The 19,349-nt window shown below is 52.6% G+C and carries 20 protein-coding genes; 12 read left to right on the top strand and 8 right to left on the bottom strand.

The window, feature by feature from the left end; all coding sequences use genetic code 11:
* Positions 1–114 precede the first annotated feature (114 nt).
* The gene (locus tag Q8K39_RS06075) at positions 115–327 is read left to right on the top strand and encodes a hypothetical protein (protein WP_305258729.1); all 213 of its coding nucleotides are present in this window, start codon (positions 115–117) and stop codon (positions 325–327) included.
* Positions 328–367: 40 nt separating this feature from the next.
* On the top strand, positions 368–679 hold the full coding sequence (locus Q8K39_RS06070; RefSeq protein WP_370868573.1) for an integrase core domain-containing protein: 312 nt from the start codon (positions 368–370) through the stop codon (positions 677–679).
* Between the two features lie 392 nt (positions 680–1,071).
* Here the strand turns inward: Q8K39_RS06070 and Q8K39_RS06065 are convergent, their stop codons facing one another.
* From Q8K39_RS06065 to Q8K39_RS06055, 4 genes are all read right to left on the bottom strand, one after another.
* The gene (locus Q8K39_RS06065; RefSeq protein WP_305258728.1) at positions 1,072–2,133 is read right to left on the bottom strand and encodes a hypothetical protein; all 1,062 of its coding nucleotides are present in this window, start codon (positions 2,131–2,133) and stop codon (positions 1,072–1,074) included.
* Positions 2,134–2,211: 78 nt separating this feature from the next.
* The gene (locus Q8K39_RS06060; RefSeq protein ID WP_305258727.1) at positions 2,212–2,586 is read right to left on the bottom strand and encodes a hypothetical protein; all 375 of its coding nucleotides are present in this window, start codon (positions 2,584–2,586) and stop codon (positions 2,212–2,214) included.
* Between the two features lie 48 nt (positions 2,587–2,634).
* On the bottom strand, positions 2,635–2,718 hold the full coding sequence (locus Q8K39_RS24935) for a hypothetical protein (RefSeq protein ID WP_370868572.1): 84 nt from the start codon (positions 2,716–2,718) through the stop codon (positions 2,635–2,637).
* A gap of 17 nt (positions 2,719–2,735) precedes the next feature.
* The gene (locus Q8K39_RS06055; RefSeq protein ID WP_305258726.1) at positions 2,736–3,197 is read right to left on the bottom strand and encodes a hypothetical protein; all 462 of its coding nucleotides are present in this window, start codon (positions 3,195–3,197) and stop codon (positions 2,736–2,738) included.
* Between the two features lie 382 nt (positions 3,198–3,579).
* Between Q8K39_RS06055 and Q8K39_RS06050 the strand changes: the two genes are divergently transcribed.
* The 9 genes from Q8K39_RS06050 to Q8K39_RS06010 all read left to right on the top strand — a co-directional run bounded on the left by Q8K39_RS06050 (position 3,580) and on the right by Q8K39_RS06010 (position 12,577).
* Positions 3,580–5,778 (top strand): TonB-dependent hemoglobin/transferrin/lactoferrin family receptor, encoded by a 2,199-nt coding sequence (locus tag Q8K39_RS06050; protein WP_305258725.1) that lies wholly within the window; start codon positions 3,580–3,582, stop codon positions 5,776–5,778.
* A gap of 34 nt (positions 5,779–5,812) precedes the next feature.
* A complete protein-coding gene (locus Q8K39_RS06045) occupies positions 5,813–6,925 on the top strand; it encodes a hemin-degrading factor (protein WP_305258724.1) in 1,113 nt (370 codons plus the stop codon).
* Positions 6,913–7,830, top strand: a complete 918-nt coding sequence (locus Q8K39_RS06040) for a hemin ABC transporter substrate-binding protein (protein WP_305258723.1) — start codon at positions 6,913–6,915, stop codon at positions 7,828–7,830. Before Q8K39_RS06045 ends, Q8K39_RS06040 begins: the two co-directional genes overlap by 13 nt.
* Positions 7,827–8,909, top strand: a complete 1,083-nt coding sequence (locus Q8K39_RS06035; RefSeq protein ID WP_305258722.1) for an iron ABC transporter permease — start codon at positions 7,827–7,829, stop codon at positions 8,907–8,909. The genes Q8K39_RS06040 and Q8K39_RS06035 overlap by 4 nt, the downstream gene beginning before the upstream one ends.
* Positions 8,910–8,929: 20 nt before the next feature.
* The gene (locus Q8K39_RS06030) at positions 8,930–9,739 is read left to right on the top strand and encodes an ATP-binding cassette domain-containing protein (RefSeq protein ID WP_305258721.1); all 810 of its coding nucleotides are present in this window, start codon (positions 8,930–8,932) and stop codon (positions 9,737–9,739) included.
* A gap of 31 nt (positions 9,740–9,770) precedes the next feature.
* Entirely contained in the window at positions 9,771–10,163 is a 393-nt protein-coding gene (locus Q8K39_RS06025; protein ID WP_305258720.1) for a VOC family protein, read from the top strand.
* The gene (locus tag Q8K39_RS06020; protein ID WP_305258719.1) at positions 10,156–10,989 is read left to right on the top strand and encodes a ChaN family lipoprotein; all 834 of its coding nucleotides are present in this window, start codon (positions 10,156–10,158) and stop codon (positions 10,987–10,989) included. Before Q8K39_RS06025 ends, Q8K39_RS06020 begins: the two co-directional genes overlap by 8 nt.
* A 30-nt stretch (positions 10,990–11,019) precedes the next feature.
* Complete coding sequence (locus Q8K39_RS06015; protein ID WP_305258718.1) at positions 11,020–11,292, top strand: hypothetical protein; 273 nt, start codon at positions 11,020–11,022, stop codon at positions 11,290–11,292.
* Between the two features lie 61 nt (positions 11,293–11,353).
* A complete protein-coding gene (locus Q8K39_RS06010) occupies positions 11,354–12,577 on the top strand; it encodes a DUF2325 domain-containing protein (protein ID WP_305258717.1) in 1,224 nt (407 codons plus the stop codon).
* Between the two features lie 50 nt (positions 12,578–12,627).
* Here Q8K39_RS06010 and Q8K39_RS06005 read toward each other — a convergent pair whose 3' ends face one another.
* Together Q8K39_RS06005 and Q8K39_RS06000 are read right to left on the bottom strand one after the other, a co-directional pair.
* A complete protein-coding gene (locus Q8K39_RS06005; RefSeq protein ID WP_305258716.1) occupies positions 12,628–13,680 on the bottom strand; it encodes a DUF5694 domain-containing protein in 1,053 nt (350 codons plus the stop codon).
* Positions 13,681–13,857: 177 nt separating this feature from the next.
* Positions 13,858–14,781: a LysR family transcriptional regulator gene (locus Q8K39_RS06000; protein ID WP_305258911.1), complete on the bottom strand. Its 924-nt coding sequence runs from the start codon at positions 14,779–14,781 to the stop codon at positions 13,858–13,860.
* Between the two features lie 223 nt (positions 14,782–15,004).
* Between Q8K39_RS06000 and metE the strand changes: the two genes are divergently transcribed.
* Positions 15,005–17,308, top strand: coding sequence for a 5-methyltetrahydropteroyltriglutamate--homocysteine S-methyltransferase (metE, locus tag Q8K39_RS05995; RefSeq protein ID WP_305258715.1), 2,304 nt, complete (start codon positions 15,005–15,007; stop codon positions 17,306–17,308).
* Positions 17,309–17,529: 221 nt separating this feature from the next.
* On the opposite strand, the gene Q8K39_RS05990 is transcribed toward metE, so the two are convergent.
* Entirely contained in the window at positions 17,530–17,745 is a 216-nt protein-coding gene (locus tag Q8K39_RS05990) for a hypothetical protein (RefSeq protein ID WP_305258714.1), read from the bottom strand.
* 268 nt (positions 17,746–18,013) lie between these two features.
* The gene (locus Q8K39_RS05985; protein WP_305258713.1) at positions 18,014–19,348 is read right to left on the bottom strand and encodes a type II toxin-antitoxin system HipA family toxin; all 1,335 of its coding nucleotides are present in this window, start codon (positions 19,346–19,348) and stop codon (positions 18,014–18,016) included.
* Position 19,349: the final 1 nt, after the last annotated feature.

Below are 19,349 nucleotides of genomic sequence, written 5' to 3'. Positions count from 1 at the left end.
CGTGGCGCTACCTATGCCAACACCGTCATACAGAAAAGTGATTGCCAATGGCAATGCTGATTTATCTAAGCACACCGCGCTACAGGCCAACGCCCAGGAATAGACATCTCCCCAATGAGAGAACTGGCCGACACTGTCAAACAAAACACCGCTGGTGCCGAACATGCCAACAACAATGCCCTTTTCGCATCAGCCTTGGCGCAGGAAGGCGGCATTGCCTTCCAGACCATCATGCTCGCCTTGAACTTATCTGTAGGAGCCACTCGCGTTTTGGAACAAGGTAAAGGCTCTGCCGCCGTTGCGACTCAAATGCACGAACTTGCATAAGGTTTATCTAGTGAAGAGAAAGAAATCGGAGACCTGACAGATTTGTCGCAATTTCAGACCTGCTTTACGAATACTTCAGGAATTCAGTGCGCCGGGCAAGCCTTGGCAGAACGGCAGGATTGAGCGTTTCTTTTTAACGTTGAAAGAGAAATTGAATTTGACTACCCCGGTCAATGGCTTGATGCTGGACTGTTTGCTGAGGGATTTTACGACCTGGTATAACCTGATCAGGCCGCATCAGCATTTGCATGGATACACGCCTGCTGAAGTCTGGAGAGGGATTAACCCATACACCACACCGCCTAAATCTGTGCATCAGTTTGAGGCGTGGGATTGTTCATTGCAGGGATAGTGTTTGCGGCGTTAGTAAATATTAGCTGGACCAAAATGTGTATTTTAAGTGGACAAATTAGCTGTTCAGGATGAAGCTCGCCACGATCAAGTAATTTGCAAAAATTTTAATCAGCGAAACAAATTCAGTTGTTCGCACTGATTAAAATTTAGTCGGTTTTGTGTTCAATCTCACCAAAACCTCCATCAGATTTTGCAAAATTTGCAAATCGGACGGAGTGATTTGGTTTAACTGAACAGGGCACGACAGGCACTGAATCGCTTTGATATAGAATTTGGCCAGCGTATCAATGCTCACCAATAGTTCCGGGAGAACTAACACAATTATTTTTTACAGGCTCTGCATTTTCCAAAATAAACCAAATTCATGCATCAGTTCTCTTTTCAAAGAGTTCATTCCTGGGATACCTTGTTTTTTTTCTCATTCTTATGCTGCAAAAGATAACTGATGGTTTGTTCTAGATTATCTCGATACTCTTGGTAATATGCTTTCACCGAGTCGCGGTAATAGTTAACCAATTTAGGAAAGTCAGGATTATTGGCCAACCAAGCAACCATCAATGCTCGAGATTCTACATTGGGAGCCGTGTCACGACCAGGCAAGTTCACAGGATTCAATTCTTTATCTACGCCATCAATGTACTTACATTGCTCCAGAAATGGCAGTACCTTCTCTTCAACTAAAATGCCAAGGTCATGCAGCGCCATGGTTAACTCATCGAAATTCCTTACTGCTGGCTTTATTTTTGTTTTCGTGAAGTCATCCATATTTGCTTGCAAAGTACCGTGTACAGCATCTATTGCATAAATTTTTTCACTTAACGCTTCCAGTTCATCAAGACGAACACCAACAACGAAAGAAAAGCAATACTTCGGTGAATAATTGTAAGTGACAAACGTTATGCCTTGATATCCCCCCGAGATAATTCTTTCAAATTTTGACTTGCTTTTTTTAAACACAAATCCATGTTTCTCCAGCATGGGTTCCATGTAAGAAAGAATAGCATTTTTTACGGTCTTTTCATTCCAGGGCTGACTCTGTGCGGCAAGCTGCTTTTGATGCTGAATGAACTTCACAGTCAGTTCGCTATTCGGGTGATATAGCACGCCTTCCTGCGGATCAATCACGCTGAGCTGCAACTTGCCCGCACAGACAAGGATATGAGCCAACACTTCTTCATGTTGGCTATCCATATCCAGCATTGCCATCTGTGCACCAAAATTATTTATCAGTGGGCTATCTGACCAAGGGCAATCTTCTCTCCCTTCGTCATATTCTGAGTAACTGGATTGGCAGGGATAAACCTTAACCAATTGTGCATATAACTTCCGCAAGTTTGGATCTATCTTACCTTGCTCTTCAGAGTAGACATGTTTGATTTGCTCAGCTTGCGCCAGTGCCTGCTGGTTGTCGTCCGATAATGCAGCAGCGTAAATTTCTATCAGATAACTCATATCAGTAAATTAAAGAGAAAATGCTTATCGAAGCGGCTCATTAAAATAAGCCGCTTCAGTCTATTTTTTTATTGTACCTTATGTTGCAGCAGTTCCCTTCAAAGCCTTATCCATCTGCGCCTGCAAAGCACTTCCCAGAGAATGCCCCAAACTATCCAGTAAAGCCGCCATCGCCAGATCGCCATCTTTCACTGCTGCTGTGGTTGTACTAGCGCTCTTCGCAGCTGCACTACCGTTGCTACCTGATGTTGATGATGAAGTGCTCACCGAAATCACAATCGCACTACTTCCCGACGTTGCCTGCATAGGCATCGCCGTCAAGCTTGTGGTTTTGCTGTTCGTCGTCGTGGCTGGTGTCGCCGGACTCACCATCATCGCATAACGATTAGCTGCGTCCATCGCCATCGCCATCGCTGTTGTGTTTCTACTGACCTGTGTTTGTTTCGCTGGCATCCCCTCAGCATGGAAGCAGCAGCTATTGGCGATCTAGACATCGCTGTTTCAGCAGTTGACGACAACATTACTATCGATCACACCACTGCCACCGTGCACTGTTGCCAACGGTGCGACGATGCTGGCGTTCAAGGCGAAGTTAGTGAAGCTCAGTTTTTTGATTGCACTACCGTTGAAAAGGGCATCGCATTTCCTGGTCGCGGGGAGAACTGGAGCATGAACGGTACGTCCCCTTGGTTGATGCTGATCAACTCTGTTTCCGCAATCGTTCGCTTCCAACTTTGAGTGCGGCCGCCAAACATATCTGGAGAAAATGATTCAATCAAGACGTCTTTGTCTATCGTGAATGTCCCGGCAAAGCAACTTGGGTCACAGTCCCCAACTTCTGGCGCACGACCATGCTTAGCAAGGTCCCAGAGATTGTCAGTCACATTTTCTGTGAAAGTCCAGAAATCAAAAGCATGATCTCGGTAGCAGCTGATCCAATTGCCAATGGCATAGTAGCGTATGTAGTGAAAGCGAACGCCATGCATGCGCACGCCAGCATGCCATTCTTCCCACTCTCGAGGGCCAGAAGCATAGAAACCATCAAACAAGAGCTTTGCTGTCATGATCAATTTTGTCAAGTGAGCCAAAGAATTAGTGTACGTTCAGACAGTCACGCGTGGTAAACAGGGACTCATTTGCCTGAATACGATCAGAATTCTATATCGCTTTGCCACCCCTTTTTAAAAAGCACATGGGCAGGTGCAAGTGAAGGAAGAAAATCCCGAAAAAGGACTTGCAAAGAAAAAGCCTTTTTCGCTTGCAGGTGAGAATGATTCTCATTTATAATAAATTCAGTTACAATACATTGATCGCAAAAACTCCCCTTTTTGCGATGCTCCCAGCCTTAAGCACGGTGCAACATTTGTGCTGGCCAGGGAGTTGTACACGATACACACCAGCCAGTCGCCGCTAGCCAGTGTCCAATTTTTTAAATTAGGAAACACGATGCTAAGCAAGACGCAAATCGCCCTGGCGCTGGGTATGGCATGGGGCATGGCTCCGGCAATCACTTTTGCACAGACTCCCGGCCCGGTCCCGCCAACAGAAGCAACTACCCTTAAAGATATTAGTGTCACCTCTACCCGCACTGCCCGGACTGTCGATAGTGTGCCTAACACTGTTACCGTTATCCCTGCTGCCAGGATAGAGCAAGAAGGTGGGCGCGATATCAAGGACCTGTTCCGCAATGAACTGGACATCAGTGTGCGCGCTGCCCCTACCCGCTTTACAGCGGCTGGCAGTTCGGTTGGCCGCCCTGGTAATGAAGGCATCAATGTCCGTGGTCTGGAGGGCAATCAGGTCTTGATGCTGGTTGATGGTACGCGTGTACCGGGTAGTTTTTCGTTTGGCGCATTTGCGACAGGCCGTGGTGATTTCCTTGAACTTGATGGCATCAAGGCGGTAGAAATTTTGCGTGGGCCTACGTCTACGCAGTTTGGTAGCGATGGTCTGGCGGGTGCAGTCAGCTTCCGCACGCTGGACCCGTCAGACTTGCTCAAAAAAGGCCAAACTTTTGGCGGCTTCGTTCGCTCTGGCTACGCTAGTGTAGACCGCTCATGGCGCAATACTGCTGCCATCGCTGGTGACAATGGCAGTTGGCAAGGCTTGCTGCTGCTCAGTGACCGCCGTGGACATGAGACAGAAAACCGTGCTGACAATGATGCAAAAAACGTCAACCGCACCAAACCTAACCCTGTTGATTTCAACGCCCAATACCTGCTGGGTAAAGCCATCTTCAAAATCGACGGCAATCAGCAATTTGAAGCCAGTGTCGAAGCGCAAAAACGCACACAGGATACTGACGTCTACTCAGCACGCGCCGTCCCGCCACTGGCATCCACCAGCACACTGGACCTGGACGCCCGCGACAAGGTAGAACGCAACAAGCTCAGCCTGGCGCATCGCTATAAGAACCTGAACTCCAGCTGGTTGCACAATGCTGAGACACGTCTTTACTGGCAAGATGCCAAGGTCAGCCAATACTCGGCAGAAGACAGGAACACCGCCGCTGACCGTACCCGCGACAATCATTACAACACTAGGATCATTGGTTTGTCCAACATCATGGAAAGCAATTTCTCTGGTGCTGTAGAACAAAAACTCAGCTATGGCTTTGACTGGAACCGTACAGAAGTAGCTGGCCTGCGCAATGGCACGGTAGCGCCATTTGGTGAAAGCTTCCCGGCCAAGCCTTTCCCTGATACGACGTACACAGTCACTGGCGCATTCATCCAGGATGAAATCGAAGCTGGCAAACTGAGCATTATCCCCAGCCTGCGTTTTGATCACTACAAGCTCGCACCTTCCAGCGCAGGCTACACTGGTGGCGCGGTTAGTACCTTGTCTGACAGTGCAGTCACACCACGCCTGGGCCTGGTATGGCAACTCGACGCTGCGTTTGCACCTTATGCACAATTCGCCAAGGGCTTTCGCGCACCTACTCCTGATCAGGTCAACAATGGTTTCACCAATCTGGCATCCGGCTACACCAGCATAGGCAATTCGCAACTAAAAGCAGAACGTGCAGACAGCTTCGAGATTGGCTTCCGTGGCAAGGTCCAGGGTTTGCGCTATTCATTCGCCGCATTTGACAATAGCTACAAAGACTTTATCAGCCAGCAAGTAGTACGTGGCACCGGCACGCCTGTTGACCCACTGGTATTCCAGTACATCAATCTGGCTAAGGCACAGATCCGTGGTGCAGAAGCCCGTGCAGAATTGCAAATCGACAGCAACTGGCAAGCCACTGCAGGTGTCTCCTACACCAAGGGCGACAGCGAAGTTGCTGGCGTAAAGACGCCGCTAGACACCATCAACCCGATGAAATTGCTGGCGGGCGTTCGTTATGACAGCGCGGCCTGGGGCGCGCGTGTGCAGTTCCAGCATCATCAAGGCAAACAACTGGACAGGATAGCGCCAGCAGCCACACCACAGTTTGCACCAGGCTCTTATCACGTCGTAGACCTTGGTGTGTACTGGAAACCCATGCCCAGGCTGACAGTCAACGCCAACCTCAACAATGTATTTGATACCAAATACTGGGCCTGGTCTGATGTACGCGGCCTGGCCAGCAACACCAACGTCAAAGATGCTTACACCGCCCCTGGCCGGAATGCCCAGGTATCTGTCCGTTATGATTTTTAACGAATTCTTACGAATTTTTAATAGAGGAACCGTCATGCCAGCCCAACATTTGACCCCGCAGCAAAACGCTCATGTACGTGAACAATTCGCCAGCATGCGCCGCGAGAAAAAAGCCAGACATCGTGACATCGCCATCGCACTGGAGATCAGTGAAGGCGAGCTGATCGCCGCCCATGCAGGAACGGCAGCCATAGAAAGCAACTGCCTGTTGCGCGCCACCTGCCTTCGTACAGAGTGGCCAGACATCATGGCCGCAGTAGAAAGCCTGGGCGAAGTCATGGCACTGACACGCAATGCCTCTTGCGTCCATGAAAAAACTGGCAGCTACAACAAAATCAGCCACAACAACCATGTCGGCCTGGTGCTGGCAGGTGAAATCGATTTACGGATTTTCTATCAGCAATGGGCATTTGGCTTTGCCGTGACCGAGCAAACAGAAAGTGGTGAAGAACGCAGCGAACAAAAAAGCCTGCAATTCTATGATGCCACCGGCACGGCCATCCACAAGATTTTCATCAAGCCACAAAGCAATGTGGAAGCTTATGAAGCCCTGGTGGCGCGCTTTGCTGCTGTTGAACAGCAAACTGGCATACCAACAAAAGACACCGCAGAAAAAATGCTGGAACTGGCTGACAAGGACATCGACGTTGCAGGCTTCCGTCAGGCCTGGGCATCGCTGCGCGACACCCATGACTTTTTCGGTCTCATGAAAAAATATGCCGTAACACGCACCCAGGCACTGCGCCTGGCAGATGCCCAGTTTGTGCAGCAAGTAGACGTCAGCAGTTGCCAGGACCTGTTGCAGGCTGCCGCTGCCGAAGCAGTGCCCGTCATGGTGTTCACCGGCAATGTCGGCATGATACAAATCCATTCCGGCCCGGTCAGCAAGATTGCCAAAATGGGGCCATGGGTGAATGTGCTCGACCCACGCTTCAACCTGCATCTGCGTGAAGACCATATTGCCAGCGCATGGATCGTCAAAAAACCAACCACAGATGGCCTGGTCACTTCGCTGGAATTGTTTGATGCCGATGGCGAAACCATTGCCATGTTCTTTGGTGAACGCAAACCCGGTAAGCCAGAACTGTGTGAATGGCGTGCACTGATCGACAATCTCTTATCTGAAAGCCAGACATGCGCAGCCTGAATCCCAGTAATCAACAACGCAGACTGGCATTGAAGCAACTGGCCGGGATTGCTGGTGCCAGCATGCTGGCACCGTGGGCCACTGCCGCAACTGGCAAAGGCAAGCAACGCATCATCAGCGTGGGTGGAGCGATCACGGAGATCATCTTTGCCCTCAACGCGAACAATGACCTGGTCGCCGTCGACACCACCTCCAACTTCCCTGAGAGCGTGCAAAAACTGCCGAATGTCGGCTATGCCCGGGCGCTGTCGGCAGAAGGTGTACTTGCCCTGGCCCCTACCCAGATCATCGCCAGCGAAGATGCAGGCCCGCCTGCCGTTATACGTCAGTTGTCCTCCTCCGGTATTCCGCTGGCAGTCTTGCCTGCGCATCACAAGTTTGAAGGCGTGCTTGACCGCATCAGGCAAATCGGTGAACTGACCGGTACACAAGCGCAGGCCGCCACCCTGATGCAAGGCCTGCAGAAGGAGTGGGCCAAGGTTCGCACTCCGATAGAGCAGCGCAAGAGCAAGGTGCCAAAAGCCGTGTTCATCCTCGCCCATGCGCCTAACCAGATCATGGTGGCTGGCCGTGAGACCGCAGCCCATGCCGTGCTTGAATATGCGGGCGCAAGCAATGCCCTGACTGCGGCCAATGGTGGCAATGGTTTCAGTGGTTACAAGCCTTTGACACCCGAAGCCATGATCGCTGCCCAGCCTGACATCATCGTCGTGACTGATCAGGGCCTGAAAGCCTCGGGCGGCATAGACTCTGTGCTGAAACTGCCAGGTGTGGAACAAACACCAGCTGGCCGCAAGCGCCGTGTGCTGTCGCAAGAAGCCATGCTCATGCTGGGCTTTGGGCCACGTTTGCCAATTGCAATCAGCCAGCTTGACAGTGCCATCACACGGGCCATGCAGGCATGAAAGTATCAGCGACCATGGCTGGTGAATTGCCACAAAGTTTGCACGCGAAGCGTGTGCAAGGGAGCAGACCTGGCCTGCTGCTGTTGCTGGCTATCTCACTGATCGCCGCTTTGCTGCTGAGTGTGCAATTCGGTGCCGTGCCTGTCAAATTGCAAGACTGGTTGACCTTGTTCAATTTCAGTGATGAGCCAATGACTGGCAGCAGCTATGTCTTGTGGGATATCCGCCTGCCACGCGCTCTGTTTGCCGTGCTGGTGGGTGCTGCACTGGGCATGTCAGGTGCATTGACGCAAGGGCTGTTCCGCAACCCGCTGGCAGATCCGAATTTGCTGGGAGTCACTGCCGGTGCGGCTGCGGCAGCGGGTTTAAGTATCGTCGTCTTGTCTGGTCTGCCCTTGCCCATTCCCATGTCCTGGCGCATGTGGATCTTGCCTGTTACCGCATTCAGCGGGGCGCTGCTGGTGTGCTTTGCGCTCGATCGTGTGGCCCGCTGGATTTCACCCGGCTCCATCGTCGGCCTGCTGCTGACAGGCATTGCCCTCAATGCGCTGGCCGCTGCCGTGCTGGGTCTGTGCACATATCTGGCAACAGACGAGCAATTGCGCAACCTCAGTTTCTGGACACTGGGTTCTCTGGCCGGTGCCAGTTGGCTGGCTGCTGGCTTGCTACTCACCTTGCTATTGCCAGCCTGGTGGTGGGTCAGGCGCATGATCAGCGCCATGAATGCCCTGGCTCTGGGCGAGGCGGCGGCTGCCCATGTCGGCATTGATGTACGCCGCCTGCGCAGCCAGGTCATTGTGCTGGTCGCCGTGCTGACCGGGTTTGCGGTAGCCTGGTGCGGCATGATCAGCTTCATCAGCCTGGTCGCGCCGCATCTGGTACGCACCATGGGTGGGCCAGATCAACGACAGGTGATACCACGCTCCATGCTCATGGGTGGCTTGCTATTGCTGGTGGCTGACACTGTGGCTCGCTGCATCGCCATTCCGGCGGAAGTACCAGTGGGTATCTTCACTGCCTTGCTGGGCAGCCCTTTCTTCCTGATCCTGCTGCGTAATGCGCGTGGTCGTTTAGCCTGAGTCGTCTACATATCATGTTAATGAAAACCACTACACAACAGAGTTTGCTCCAGCTTGACGCAGTCTGTGCAAGACTGGGCAAGAAAGACTTTGGGCCTTTTAACCTGACTATAGCCAAGGCAGAAAAAGTCGCCATACTCGGCCCCAGCGGTGCAGGCAAGTCCACACTGCTGAAACTGCTGTCCCGTGAATTGAAAACCAGCAGCGGCAACATCGCGTTTCAGTCGCGTCCGTTGGCAAGCTGGTCCTTGATGGAACTCAGCCGCTCGCGCGCCGTCTTGCCACAAAACAGTGATGTGGCCTTTGGCCTGGAGACCGACCTGGTCATCAGCCTGGGCCGCGTCAGCCGTGCCCATGATCCTGAACTGTCCAACATCGTCAGGCAAGCAGCAGGCCTGGCTCATGCTGCCCATTTGCTGGGCCGCCGCTTTGACAGCCTTTCTGGCGGTGAACAGGCACGCATACAACTGGCGCGTATCTTTGCCCAGCTATGGGACCAGCGCGATGGCCTGATACTCGTCGATGAACCGCTGGCTGCACTTGACCCCGGCCTGCAATTTGACCTGCTTGCCAGCCTCGAAGAATATGCGACAGAACGCCGGCATGCCATCGTCGCCATCCTGCATGACATCAACCATGCGATGCAGGCATTTGAACGTCTGCTGCTGGTAAAGAATGGCCAGCTCGTCGCTGATATCGCCAGCAACCGCGAAGCAGTACCGGCACTGGAAGACTTATATGATATCGCCCTGACTTGCATGCATAATGAAGAAGGTGATTTGCTGGTCACCCCTTTGCGCGCTTCATCACGCGCCAGGAAAAGTGCATAGCCAGCAGGAACAAAGTTAAATGAGAGAGATCATGCAAAAACTGAAGATGCTGGATATCAAGGCCTATGTGCCTGCAAAAAACTATGAAATCTCCCTGGCTTTTTATCAGGACCTGGGATTTGAACTGATCTTCAGCGATGACGGCTATGCCCAGCTCAAATATGAGCATTGCAGCTTCATGCTGCAAGAATTCTACCTTGCAGATCACACCAATAATTTCATGATGCACATTTTAGTGGACGATGCCGAAGGCTGGTATCAGGCCATCGCGTCATCCGGCATTGCAGAAAAATACCAGGTACGCCTGACCCCTATCGTCGAACAGGCTTACGGCATGCGCGACTTCACTCTCACAGACCCAAGTGGCGTTCTGTGGTTCATAGGCCAGGACATCGACGATATGGATACAGGTAGCAATGCATAAAATAACTCTACTCGCAGGCTTGGCCACGGCCAGCCTTTTATCAGCATGCGCGACCCAGGCTGAAAAACCAGTCAGCGGCAGCAAGATATTATTATTGGGCGAAGTCCATGACAACCCTGATGGACATGCGCACCGCTATGCTGACCTGCAAAAAATGGTCGTCGCAGGCTGGCGCCCGGCCATCGCCATGGAACAATTCGATCGCGAAAACCAGGCCGAACTTACCCAGGCACAGGCAGCTTGCACCGACGCCGACTGCATCATCAGCAAGGTCGGCAACAAGCGCTGGGAATGGCCGCATTATCGCCCCGTCATCCAGCTCGCCATCGATTACAAACTGCCGCTGCTGGCAGCCAACCTTTCGCGCAGCGATGCGGCTCGCGTCATGCGTGAAGGCTATGCGGCTGTGCTCGACAAGAACACCATCACCAGCTACAAGCTCGACCAAGCCTTGCCCACCGTAGTAGTTAATGGCCAGCGTGCTGCCATGGAAAGCGGCCATTGCGGCAAGATGCCAGACAATATCGTTCCCAGCATGGTCAGGGCGCAAGTCGCCCGCGATGTCTGGATGGCCAAGGTCGTCACTGACAATGCCGACCGTGGTGTCGTCCTGCTTGCTGGCAATGGTCACGTCAGGCGCGACCTCGGTGTGCCGGTATGGCTGCCTGCCAGCCAGCAAGCCAGCCTGCAAATCCATGGCTATGTAGAAGATGCAAGTGGCAACAAGCCCGGCGACACCTCGCTGTACGACGTCAGCCATGTCGTCAAGACGCATGCACGTCCTGATCCATGCCTCAGTATCCCAGCACCTAAAAATCCAACTTAGAAACCAAATAAGCCTAGCGCAGAGGAACACATGAAACATCAGCCATCAGCCAACTCGTGCCAGCACCTCGGTCTGGCTTCAAGCAAAGTCGGCGAAGTCATGATCTGCCCTGAATGCGGGGTAGTCCACCTGTCTTTGAACCATGTGTCCCTGCGCTTTGATGTCGAGGCTTTCCGCGTGTTGGCCTATATGCTGGCAGAAGCCCAGTTGAATATAGAAAGCTATGATGCGCGCCTGCCCAAAACACCGGAAGCACCTCATGTCACCGGCTTTGAAATAGCACCCGGTAAAAAAATGCATTAAGCAAATCATCAAGCAAACTTATGCAACATCACCTGGTCAGAAGTATCAAGAGGATTACCGTATGTGTGAACATGACAAACATAGTATTGCACTAACACCAGAAGCCACGCCAGCGGGGTCACGCCGTCGCCGCATCTGGGATTTGACGCATGAATGCCATTGCCCCGTCATCGGCGTCTGCATACCCTTGACTACGCTGCGACGCATCGTCAACAAGGCCATGAATGGCCAGGCTATTGCCGAAGACTATGAAATCCACGTTGGCGCTATTGCCGAATGTGGTCGCCGCAATCGCCTCTCAGAAGCCATACAGCAAGAGCTGGAACAACGCTATGCCCGCACCATACAGGAATTTCGCGGCGCAAAGACAGTAGAAGCAGTCACCCGACTGTGGCTGGCCGCCATCGACAAGGGCGACGTTGCTGGCGCGTTCTGGGCCGCACTGACCCACCCGCGTTGCGATGCCGATTTGCAAGACGGCTTATGCCGCGACATGCACATGCTGCAGCACCAGGCAGGTGCCAGCGTACGCATAGATATCGCCCGCTTCAACGCCCTGCTTGAACAAAACAAATTATTGACCCGCGAACTGGGCCGCGTGCAGGAAAGACATAACCGCGCCCTGGCTGAGAAAACCCGCGAGATAGAAAAACAAAACACCCAGTTGATACAACTGCGTGCAGAAAGCATAGGCAAGGACAGCAGCATCCATTTCCTCAGTTGCGATATCGCAGCGCTAAAAGCAGAAATCCCCGAGCTGGAAACCCGCCAGCGCCTGCTCAAGAAAATCGAGCAAATGGCTGTGCGCCAGACCGACATGGAAAACCAGATACGCGAGCTAAAACAAAAACTCGCAGAAGCCAGCAAAACCACCGCCGACATACAGGAACAGGCAGCCGAACAAAGCAGGCAACAGCCAGAAGAAAAAGTCTACCCCATCACCCTGCACCTGAAGCAAAAAACTGTGCTGTGCGTAGGTGGCCGCAGTGGCAATGTGCCCACTTACCGCGACCTCATAGAACGCATAGGCGGCCGCTTTGCCCACCATGATGGTGGTCTCGAAGACAACCAAAGCCTGCTCGACGCCAGCCTGGCCGCCGCCGATCTCGTCATCTGCCAGACCGGCTGCATCAGCCACACCGCCTACTGGCGCGTCAAGGATTTCTGCAAACGCACAGGCAAACGCTGTGTCTTCGTAGAAAACCCCAGCGTTTCATCACTGGCGCGTGGGCTTGAGCAATTTGGCAGCGAAGAGGAAGGTGTTCAGGCCAAAGTGACGATCTAATAAAAGGTATCCGGCGCACTAGATTTCTATCCCAAAAAATATGGGGCGCTTCACTTCAGGATATCGAACGCATCCACAATCTCCACCCCCTGCATCTGCCCCAGCCAGCTATCAAACCAGGGTTTATGGGAGACACCGACGATAGACAATACGCGGGCACCTGGACGCTCGCGGAAAGTCTCGCGAATATTGCCGACCATGCGCAAATTACGAATCTCCCACCCCGCTACCCACATCTGCGGATAGCCTTCCGCTGACTTCGCACGCATCGACGGGATAATGTTGGCTTCTGCATATATGCGCAAACTTTCAGGTTCATTGATGTAGCGGTACAGGGGCAACAAGTCATTGGCGAGCGTCAGTTCATCTTCACGTTTCTTTCGCACATTCAAGCCAGTATTACCTGATGCCCATGCAGACTCTATGGAACGGACAAAGGCTTTGATGTCCGCTACATCGATACGATCACCGGTATGGTTGTCGACCGCATGGACACGCTGCAAACCCAGTTGCGCTGCCAGGCGAGCAGCAATCTGGTAACTTTCGTTATTGCGCTTTGCTGTCTGCGTGAGTTGAGCAATCAGCACCTCATTCAAGCCATCGCCAGCACGGCGCTCAGTTTCTGCCAATTGCAGCCATTGCACATAGGCAGATGCGGTATCGTACGATGCCAGGAACAAGGCAGCCAGACGACGGCGCTGCGCCGCCGTTGCCTGCTCTGGCCAGGCTTTCAGCATCTTGTCTGCTTCAGCCATCGCCGCTGGTGCATCCAAACCCGTAGCCAGCCTGGCTGCTTCGACCGATGCACAATAGTCCGCACCATATTTGGCAACATGACGGGCGGCCATGTCGCACTCTTCGCCTGATTCAGTTTCTATCGTAATAATCTCTGGTTTGAATTTCGCCAACTTATCGAGAACACCGCCCAGCGATGCAGGATTGAAGCTGGCTGGCATGCTACGCAAATGCACAGTCCCCAACACCAGCACCTGGGCACGAGGCCCGGTCATATCACGATCCAACGCTGTCAAATCAAGCTGCGCCTGCGCCAGAACCGGCACCATTGCACCTGCAAACAAAATCCGTTTTACCCATTGCTTCATGTAGTTTCCCCAGATTGATCAAACTACGCGAATGTAGGGCATAGCGTGGGGGTGAACAAGAAGAAGAGGACAGGATGCAGTTACAGCAGTCTGGAATGCAAAAATTACAGAACAGGACGTAGTGCTAAAAACATCCATTCATACGGATATCAGAACTGTCACTCAATCGCCGCGCATTCAGATCAACTCTATACTCTGCAAATTCAAATAACTGCTCTCCCGTATCGTGGTCACAAAATCGCTGAGGTAAGCCTTGGCAGACAAATCTGGCAGGCAGGCCGCATAGAGCCTGCCAGTCAGCCCATCCTTGGTAATGCGCTTGGGCAGTACATAATCGCGGTTCACATAGTTTTGTGCGGCCCATACCGGCAAGGTGGCTATGCCACGCTTGCTGGCGACCAGTTGCAGCATGGCGACTGTCAGTTCTGTCGTGCGGCGTGTGGTGTCTATACCAGCGGGCTTCAAGACCTGGCGCACCACATCCAGCATTTCATCCGGCACGGGATAGGTAATCAGGGTATCGGTCGCAAAGTCTTGCGCCACCAGATAATCACGCTTGGCCAGTGCATGGTCTTTGGCAATCAGGGCAATGATCTCGAAACGAAACAGGGGATGATAAGCCACGCTTTCAGCCGCATCCATTTCCGAGACAATGGCGACATCTGCCTTGTGGCTATACAGCAGCCCGACAGGATCAGCCTGGAAACCGGACACAATATCCAGTTCCACTTCAGGCCAGCGCTGGCGGAACAAGTCCATGGCTGGCATGAGCCAGTCAAAACAGGTATGACATTCCACCGCGATACGCAACTGCCCTGCCACGCCCTGCGCCAGACGAGCGAGGTCGCGCTCACAATTGGCGACTTGCGGCAAGACGCTGTCGGCCAGCTGCAGCAGGCGCTCACCCGCAGGCGTGAAGCGTATGGGTGTGGTCTTGCGCTCGAATAGCGGCGTGCCGTGATGCTCTTCCAACAACTTGATCTGGTGTGACAGGGCAGACTGGGTGACATTCAGCAAGACCGCAGCCCGCAACAAATTGCCGGATTCGCGCAGGGCATGCAGGGTTTTCAGGTGGCGTAGTTCTAGTATGGAATGCATGATCTCCTGGCCTTGCAGGCCTCATTATGAATAAAATTCAAGATGATTCTTAAAATATGTCGTTTGAATCATAGTCAATTCTAACTCATCATGCGAACACCCACAGGACTTTTGCAAAATTGTCCCAGCAAGGCGTCAGCGACGAAGACAGTACGAATAGTACGGCTAGGCGCTGCAACGCAGCTGGGGCAGTTTTGCATAAGTCCTCCCATGATAGGAGAATGAAATGACAACCACAGCACACACCCTGGGCTTCCCCCGTATAGGCGCCCAAAGAGAATTGAAATTCGCGCAAGAATCCTTCTGGCGCGGCGACATCACAGAAACTACCCTGCGTGAAACCGGCAGCGACTTGCGCGCCCGCCACTGGGGTTTGCAGAAGCAGGCTGGCCTGGATATGGTCAGCGTTGGCGACTTTGCCTGGTATGACCAGGTCTTGAACACCCTGGCCTTGCTGGGTGCCCTGCCCACGCGCTTTGGCTTTGATGCAAAAAAACTGAGCCTGGCAGACTACTACGTCGCCGCCCGTGGCAACCCAGAGCACTTTGCCATGGAAATGACCAAATGGTTTGACACCAACTACCATTACCTCGTACCTGAATGGACAGCCGACACCAGCTTTGATGGCGGCGTAGACTGGCTGTTTGAAGAACTGGCACAAGCACAGTACCTGGGCCACACCGCCAAAGCAACCCTGGTTGGCCCTTTGACCCTGCTCTACCTCGGCAAAATCAAAAGCGGTCTGGACATCAAACTCGATTTGCTACCCAGGATCATCCCCGCCTACCAGCTCCTGCTGGCCCGCCTGCAAGAACAAGGCGTTGAATGGGTGCAGATAGATGAGCCTATTCTGGCACTGGATCTGGACAACGCCTGGCTGGACGCCTTTGTGCTGGCTTACAATGCCCTGGCACAAAACACACCCAAGATCCTGCTATCCACTTATTTCGAATCAGTACAAGAACGCACCACCCTGCTGCATGCCCTGCCTATCGCAGGCCTGCACCTGGACCTGGTACGCGCACCACAGCAACTGCCTGCCCTGCTGGCCAACTGGCCGCAAGACCGCGTATTGTCCGCCGGCGTCATCGATGGCCGCAATATCTGGCGGGCTGACCTGACAGCCCTGCTGGCCGACTTGCAAGCCGCCCATACACAACTCGGTGACAACTTGTGGCTGGCCACAAGCTGCTCATTACAGCACGTACCAGTTGATCTGGCAGCAGAAACCGCACTCGATGCGGAAACCCTGAGCTGGCTGGCTTTCGCGACGCAAAAACTCGATGAAATCGTCGCCCTGAAACAAGCACTGAATGGCAATGCTGCCAGCGTCGCCCATCAGTTCAAGGCGGCTGACCAGGCCGTCGCCAGCCGCCGCACGTCAGTTCGCATCCACAACCCCATCGTACAAAAACGCCTGGCTGCTGTGACTGAACAAGATGTGACACGCCACAATGCATTTACCCAGCGCATCAGCCAGCAACAGCAGCGCTTTGCGCTACCGCTATTCCCCACGACCAGCATAGGCTCCTTCCCACAAACCAAAACCATACGCCAGGCACGTGCCGCCTATAAGCGCGGTGACTTGTCGCATCTGGAATACCTGGAAGCCATGCGCGCAGAAATCCGTCTCGTCGTTGAGCAACAAGAAAAGCTGGACATCGACGTGCTGGTCCACGGCGAGCCAGAACGCAATGACATGGTCGAATACTTCGGCGAACAACTCTGGGGCTACGGCTTCACACTCAATGGCTGGGTACAAAGCTATGGTTCACGCTGCGTCAAACCGCCCTTCATCTATGGAGACGTGTATAGGCCAGAAGCCATGACCGTCAGCTGGAGCCAATACGCCCAGAGCCTGACCAGCAAACCCATGAAAGGCATGCTGACTGGCCCCGTCACCATGCTGCAATGGTCCTTCGTGCGCGACGACCAGCCACGCTCTACCACCGCCTTACAAATCGCCCTGGCCCTGCGCGATGAAGTTGCCGACCTCGAGAAAGCGGGCATAGGCATGATACAAATCGACGAACCCGCCTTCCGTGAAGGATTGCCGTTGAAACAGCAAGACTGGTCCGCCTACCTCGACTGGGCAGTACGCACTTTCAAACTCAGTTCAGCCGTCGTCAGGGATGATACGCAAATCCATACCCACATGTGCTATTCAGAATTCAACGACATCCTGCCCTGGATCGCCGCCATGGATGCCGACGTCATCACGATAGAAACCTCGCGCTCGGACATGGAATTGCTCGACGGCTTCGGCGAATTCGCCTACCCGAATGACATCGGCCCCGGCGTCTACGACATCCACTCGCCACGCGTACCCAAGGTCACAGAAATGCAAAGGCTGCTACAAAAAGCCCGCAGCGTCCTCCCCGACGCCCGCCTCTGGGTCAACCCCGACTGCGGCCTCAAAACCCGCGACTGGCCAGAGACAATAGCTGCGCTGGAGAACATGGTGCAGGCTGCCAAGTTGCTGAGGGCGACTGTGGCAGTGGATGATAAGGAGCATCAGGGTTGTTGCTGATGGGTTTTAGTAAACTAGCTTGATTTGATGCATGAGGCACATGTTCACTGAATTGTGAGTAAGTGCCTTTTGCTTTCATGCTTTTGGCTAAAATTAACCGGACTGGCGCTGAAGTGGCGTTCGTAACGTGTCGTCACAATTGTTTATATCAGGTTCTTTGAGGTTCGAATGTTCTGATTCCAAGTGTTGCGAGTCAGTGTATTTACGCTGTTCAAAAAATGTCATTCCTGTATTTGGTTTCTGCGCACTGTCGCAAAACGAGGCGGGTTATAAAGTTCATGCGCAAGTCTCACAATCTCGCTGACATCTTCTGCCGATGCTTCTTGATAAAGTTTCACTTTCTCATCAACGATTATAAAAACTTGCGAGAAAAAACTATCGTTCGCAACCAATCGCAACAAATCCGCTTTTGCTGAACCCGCATCACTCGCATGCATTCCCGACATCTCTGATACACGCGCCCTGGATTTCAACCAAGACATTAGTGCGATAGAAATAAGACGCAAAACCAGTGCTTCAGTATTTTTTTGCGGCGCTTATCATTTCTGGAGCAGCAACACCTGAAGCGATAAAATCTGCCAGCGCTTTGATAAGGGCCAGGGCTATTTGCCTTTTGTTTTGAGTTGAATTGGGCATTTCTCGCATCTGTAATTGGTAAAAATCAAATCTCGTTTAATTTTTCGCTCCCCAAAATTTCTCATTTTCTCAAAGTAACTTGCTATCCACTTCCGAAAAAAACCGCAACTGCTGCCTGAGCATGCCATCCCGAATGCTGCTCCAAATCTGCTCAGGAAAATGTACTGGCAATTCGTGCTCAACCTGCGCCAAGGCATCTGGCACATGTTGAATCAGTCGCTGCATTTGCGCAAAACCATCCACAACACCCGTCTGCGCGGCCAGCCCCTGCCAATGTCGTACATGCATCTCACTCATTTTGAAGAGCGCATTCTTTGACCTCAAAGCCATGGCCATCTTGATTTTCTTTTCCTGCAATTGATTTGCACCACGCCCTATCACCGGCCAGGCTGACAGAATATCGTACATCGGTGTCATGTGGTAATCACCACCGGCATGCAGAGAAATTGAGAAGTTTTTGGCATGACCATCTGTCGCTGCCAGCAACCAGAATGCCAGGTTCATCAATGCAAAATTCAGTTTATCTTTCGCTGCGCTGACACTACCTTCCAGTATGTGCAGACATTGCGCAATGCCGGGTCCACCATCGGCATCATATTTGTTGTCCGGTGCAATGCCGCTGGCCTGGCAGAAATCTTCTTGCGGTAATCTGGCTATCCAGTCTTGCCCCATCCATTTTCTGTCAAAACGTTCCACCACCAGCACTTTTTGCGTGCCAAATTGTGCGATGTCAGCCTTGGCTACTTCAAATCTCAGTGCATTCATGATACGCATGCATAGCCATTCATTTTCTATGGAACCTGACATATCGGCGCGCATGCCGCCAATCAGGCCTAAAGGCAGTTTCAGGATATGTGTCGTTGGCGTTGCGCCATGGGGTACGTGCCATTGCCCCTCATACCAGAGCAATGCGGTTTTTTCTTGTGCCCCCGCCAGTGAAATGCGGAAATCGTCGATGATGTCGCTATCATCATCACTGGTCACATTCAGCAACAGCTTTTCAACTTCACTGTCCCTTAGTCTGGTCGCGGTAACTTTGTCAAAGCCGTCTGGCTCCATGTCGAGCGGTAGAATTTGTACAGCACCGACGCAGTCTCGCCCTAGAGCTTCGAGCAAGTCTGGCACATTTGTGGACAGCAGTTGATAACGATGGCTTATGCGTTGCCTGATTTTTTTATTGTCAGGTAGAAGATTGTCAAAGTAGTTTTTTACCGCCGGGCCACGCAAGATATTCTTGCCTGCCGTAATAGGTAAAGAGAGTGACAGTGAACGAGCCGCAGGCGATCTGATCCAGCTTTCTTCATACTCAAATTGATGCGTATCTGTACGATCCCAGCTCCACACACCAACCAGCAAGCCGTTCATCCAGACATTGAGTGAGCGATGAATACGAGCCTTGTTCATG

This window comes from Undibacterium sp., from assembly GCF_030683615.1.
GTDB classification, from domain to species: Bacteria; Pseudomonadota; Gammaproteobacteria; order Burkholderiales; family Burkholderiaceae_D; genus Undibacterium; species Undibacterium umbellatum.
Note: the sequence above shows the minus strand (reverse complement) of the source record. Positions and strands in the feature narration are given on the sequence as shown.

Excerpts from the sequence above, each read along its gene's own strand:
- Q8K39_RS06075 (WP_305258729.1), top strand. The coding sequence starts at position 115 with ATGAGAGAACTGGCCGACACTGTCAAACAAAACACCGCTGGTGCCGAA.
- Q8K39_RS06065 (WP_305258728.1), bottom strand. The coding sequence starts at position 2,133 with ATGAGTTATCTGATAGAAATTTACGCTGCTGCATTATCGGACGACAAC.
- Q8K39_RS06060 (WP_305258727.1), bottom strand. The coding sequence starts at position 2,586 with ATGCCAGCGAAACAAACACAGGTCAGTAGAAACACAACAGCGATGGCG.
- Q8K39_RS06055 (WP_305258726.1), bottom strand. The coding sequence starts at position 3,197 with ATGACAGCAAAGCTCTTGTTTGATGGTTTCTATGCTTCTGGCCCTCGA.
- Q8K39_RS06050 (WP_305258725.1), top strand. The coding sequence starts at position 3,580 with ATGCTAAGCAAGACGCAAATCGCCCTGGCGCTGGGTATGGCATGGGGC.
- Q8K39_RS06045 (WP_305258724.1), top strand. The coding sequence starts at position 5,813 with ATGCCAGCCCAACATTTGACCCCGCAGCAAAACGCTCATGTACGTGAA.
- Q8K39_RS06040 (WP_305258723.1), top strand. The coding sequence starts at position 6,913 with ATGCGCAGCCTGAATCCCAGTAATCAACAACGCAGACTGGCATTGAAG.
- Q8K39_RS06035 (WP_305258722.1), top strand. The coding sequence starts at position 7,827 with ATGAAAGTATCAGCGACCATGGCTGGTGAATTGCCACAAAGTTTGCAC.
- Q8K39_RS06030 (WP_305258721.1), top strand. The coding sequence starts at position 8,930 with ATGAAAACCACTACACAACAGAGTTTGCTCCAGCTTGACGCAGTCTGT.
- Q8K39_RS06025 (WP_305258720.1), top strand. The coding sequence starts at position 9,771 with ATGCAAAAACTGAAGATGCTGGATATCAAGGCCTATGTGCCTGCAAAA.
- Q8K39_RS06020 (WP_305258719.1), top strand. The coding sequence starts at position 10,156 with ATGCATAAAATAACTCTACTCGCAGGCTTGGCCACGGCCAGCCTTTTA.
- Q8K39_RS06015 (WP_305258718.1), top strand. The coding sequence starts at position 11,020 with ATGAAACATCAGCCATCAGCCAACTCGTGCCAGCACCTCGGTCTGGCT.
- Q8K39_RS06010 (WP_305258717.1), top strand. The coding sequence starts at position 11,354 with ATGTGTGAACATGACAAACATAGTATTGCACTAACACCAGAAGCCACG.
- Q8K39_RS06005 (WP_305258716.1), bottom strand. The coding sequence starts at position 13,680 with ATGAAGCAATGGGTAAAACGGATTTTGTTTGCAGGTGCAATGGTGCCG.
- metE (WP_305258715.1), top strand. The coding sequence starts at position 15,005 with ATGACAACCACAGCACACACCCTGGGCTTCCCCCGTATAGGCGCCCAA.
- Q8K39_RS05990 (WP_305258714.1), bottom strand. The coding sequence starts at position 17,745 with ATGCATGCGAGTGATGCGGGTTCAGCAAAAGCGGATTTGTTGCGATTG.
- Q8K39_RS05985 (WP_305258713.1), bottom strand. The coding sequence starts at position 19,348 with ATGAACAAGGCTCGTATTCATCGCTCACTCAATGTCTGGATGAACGGC.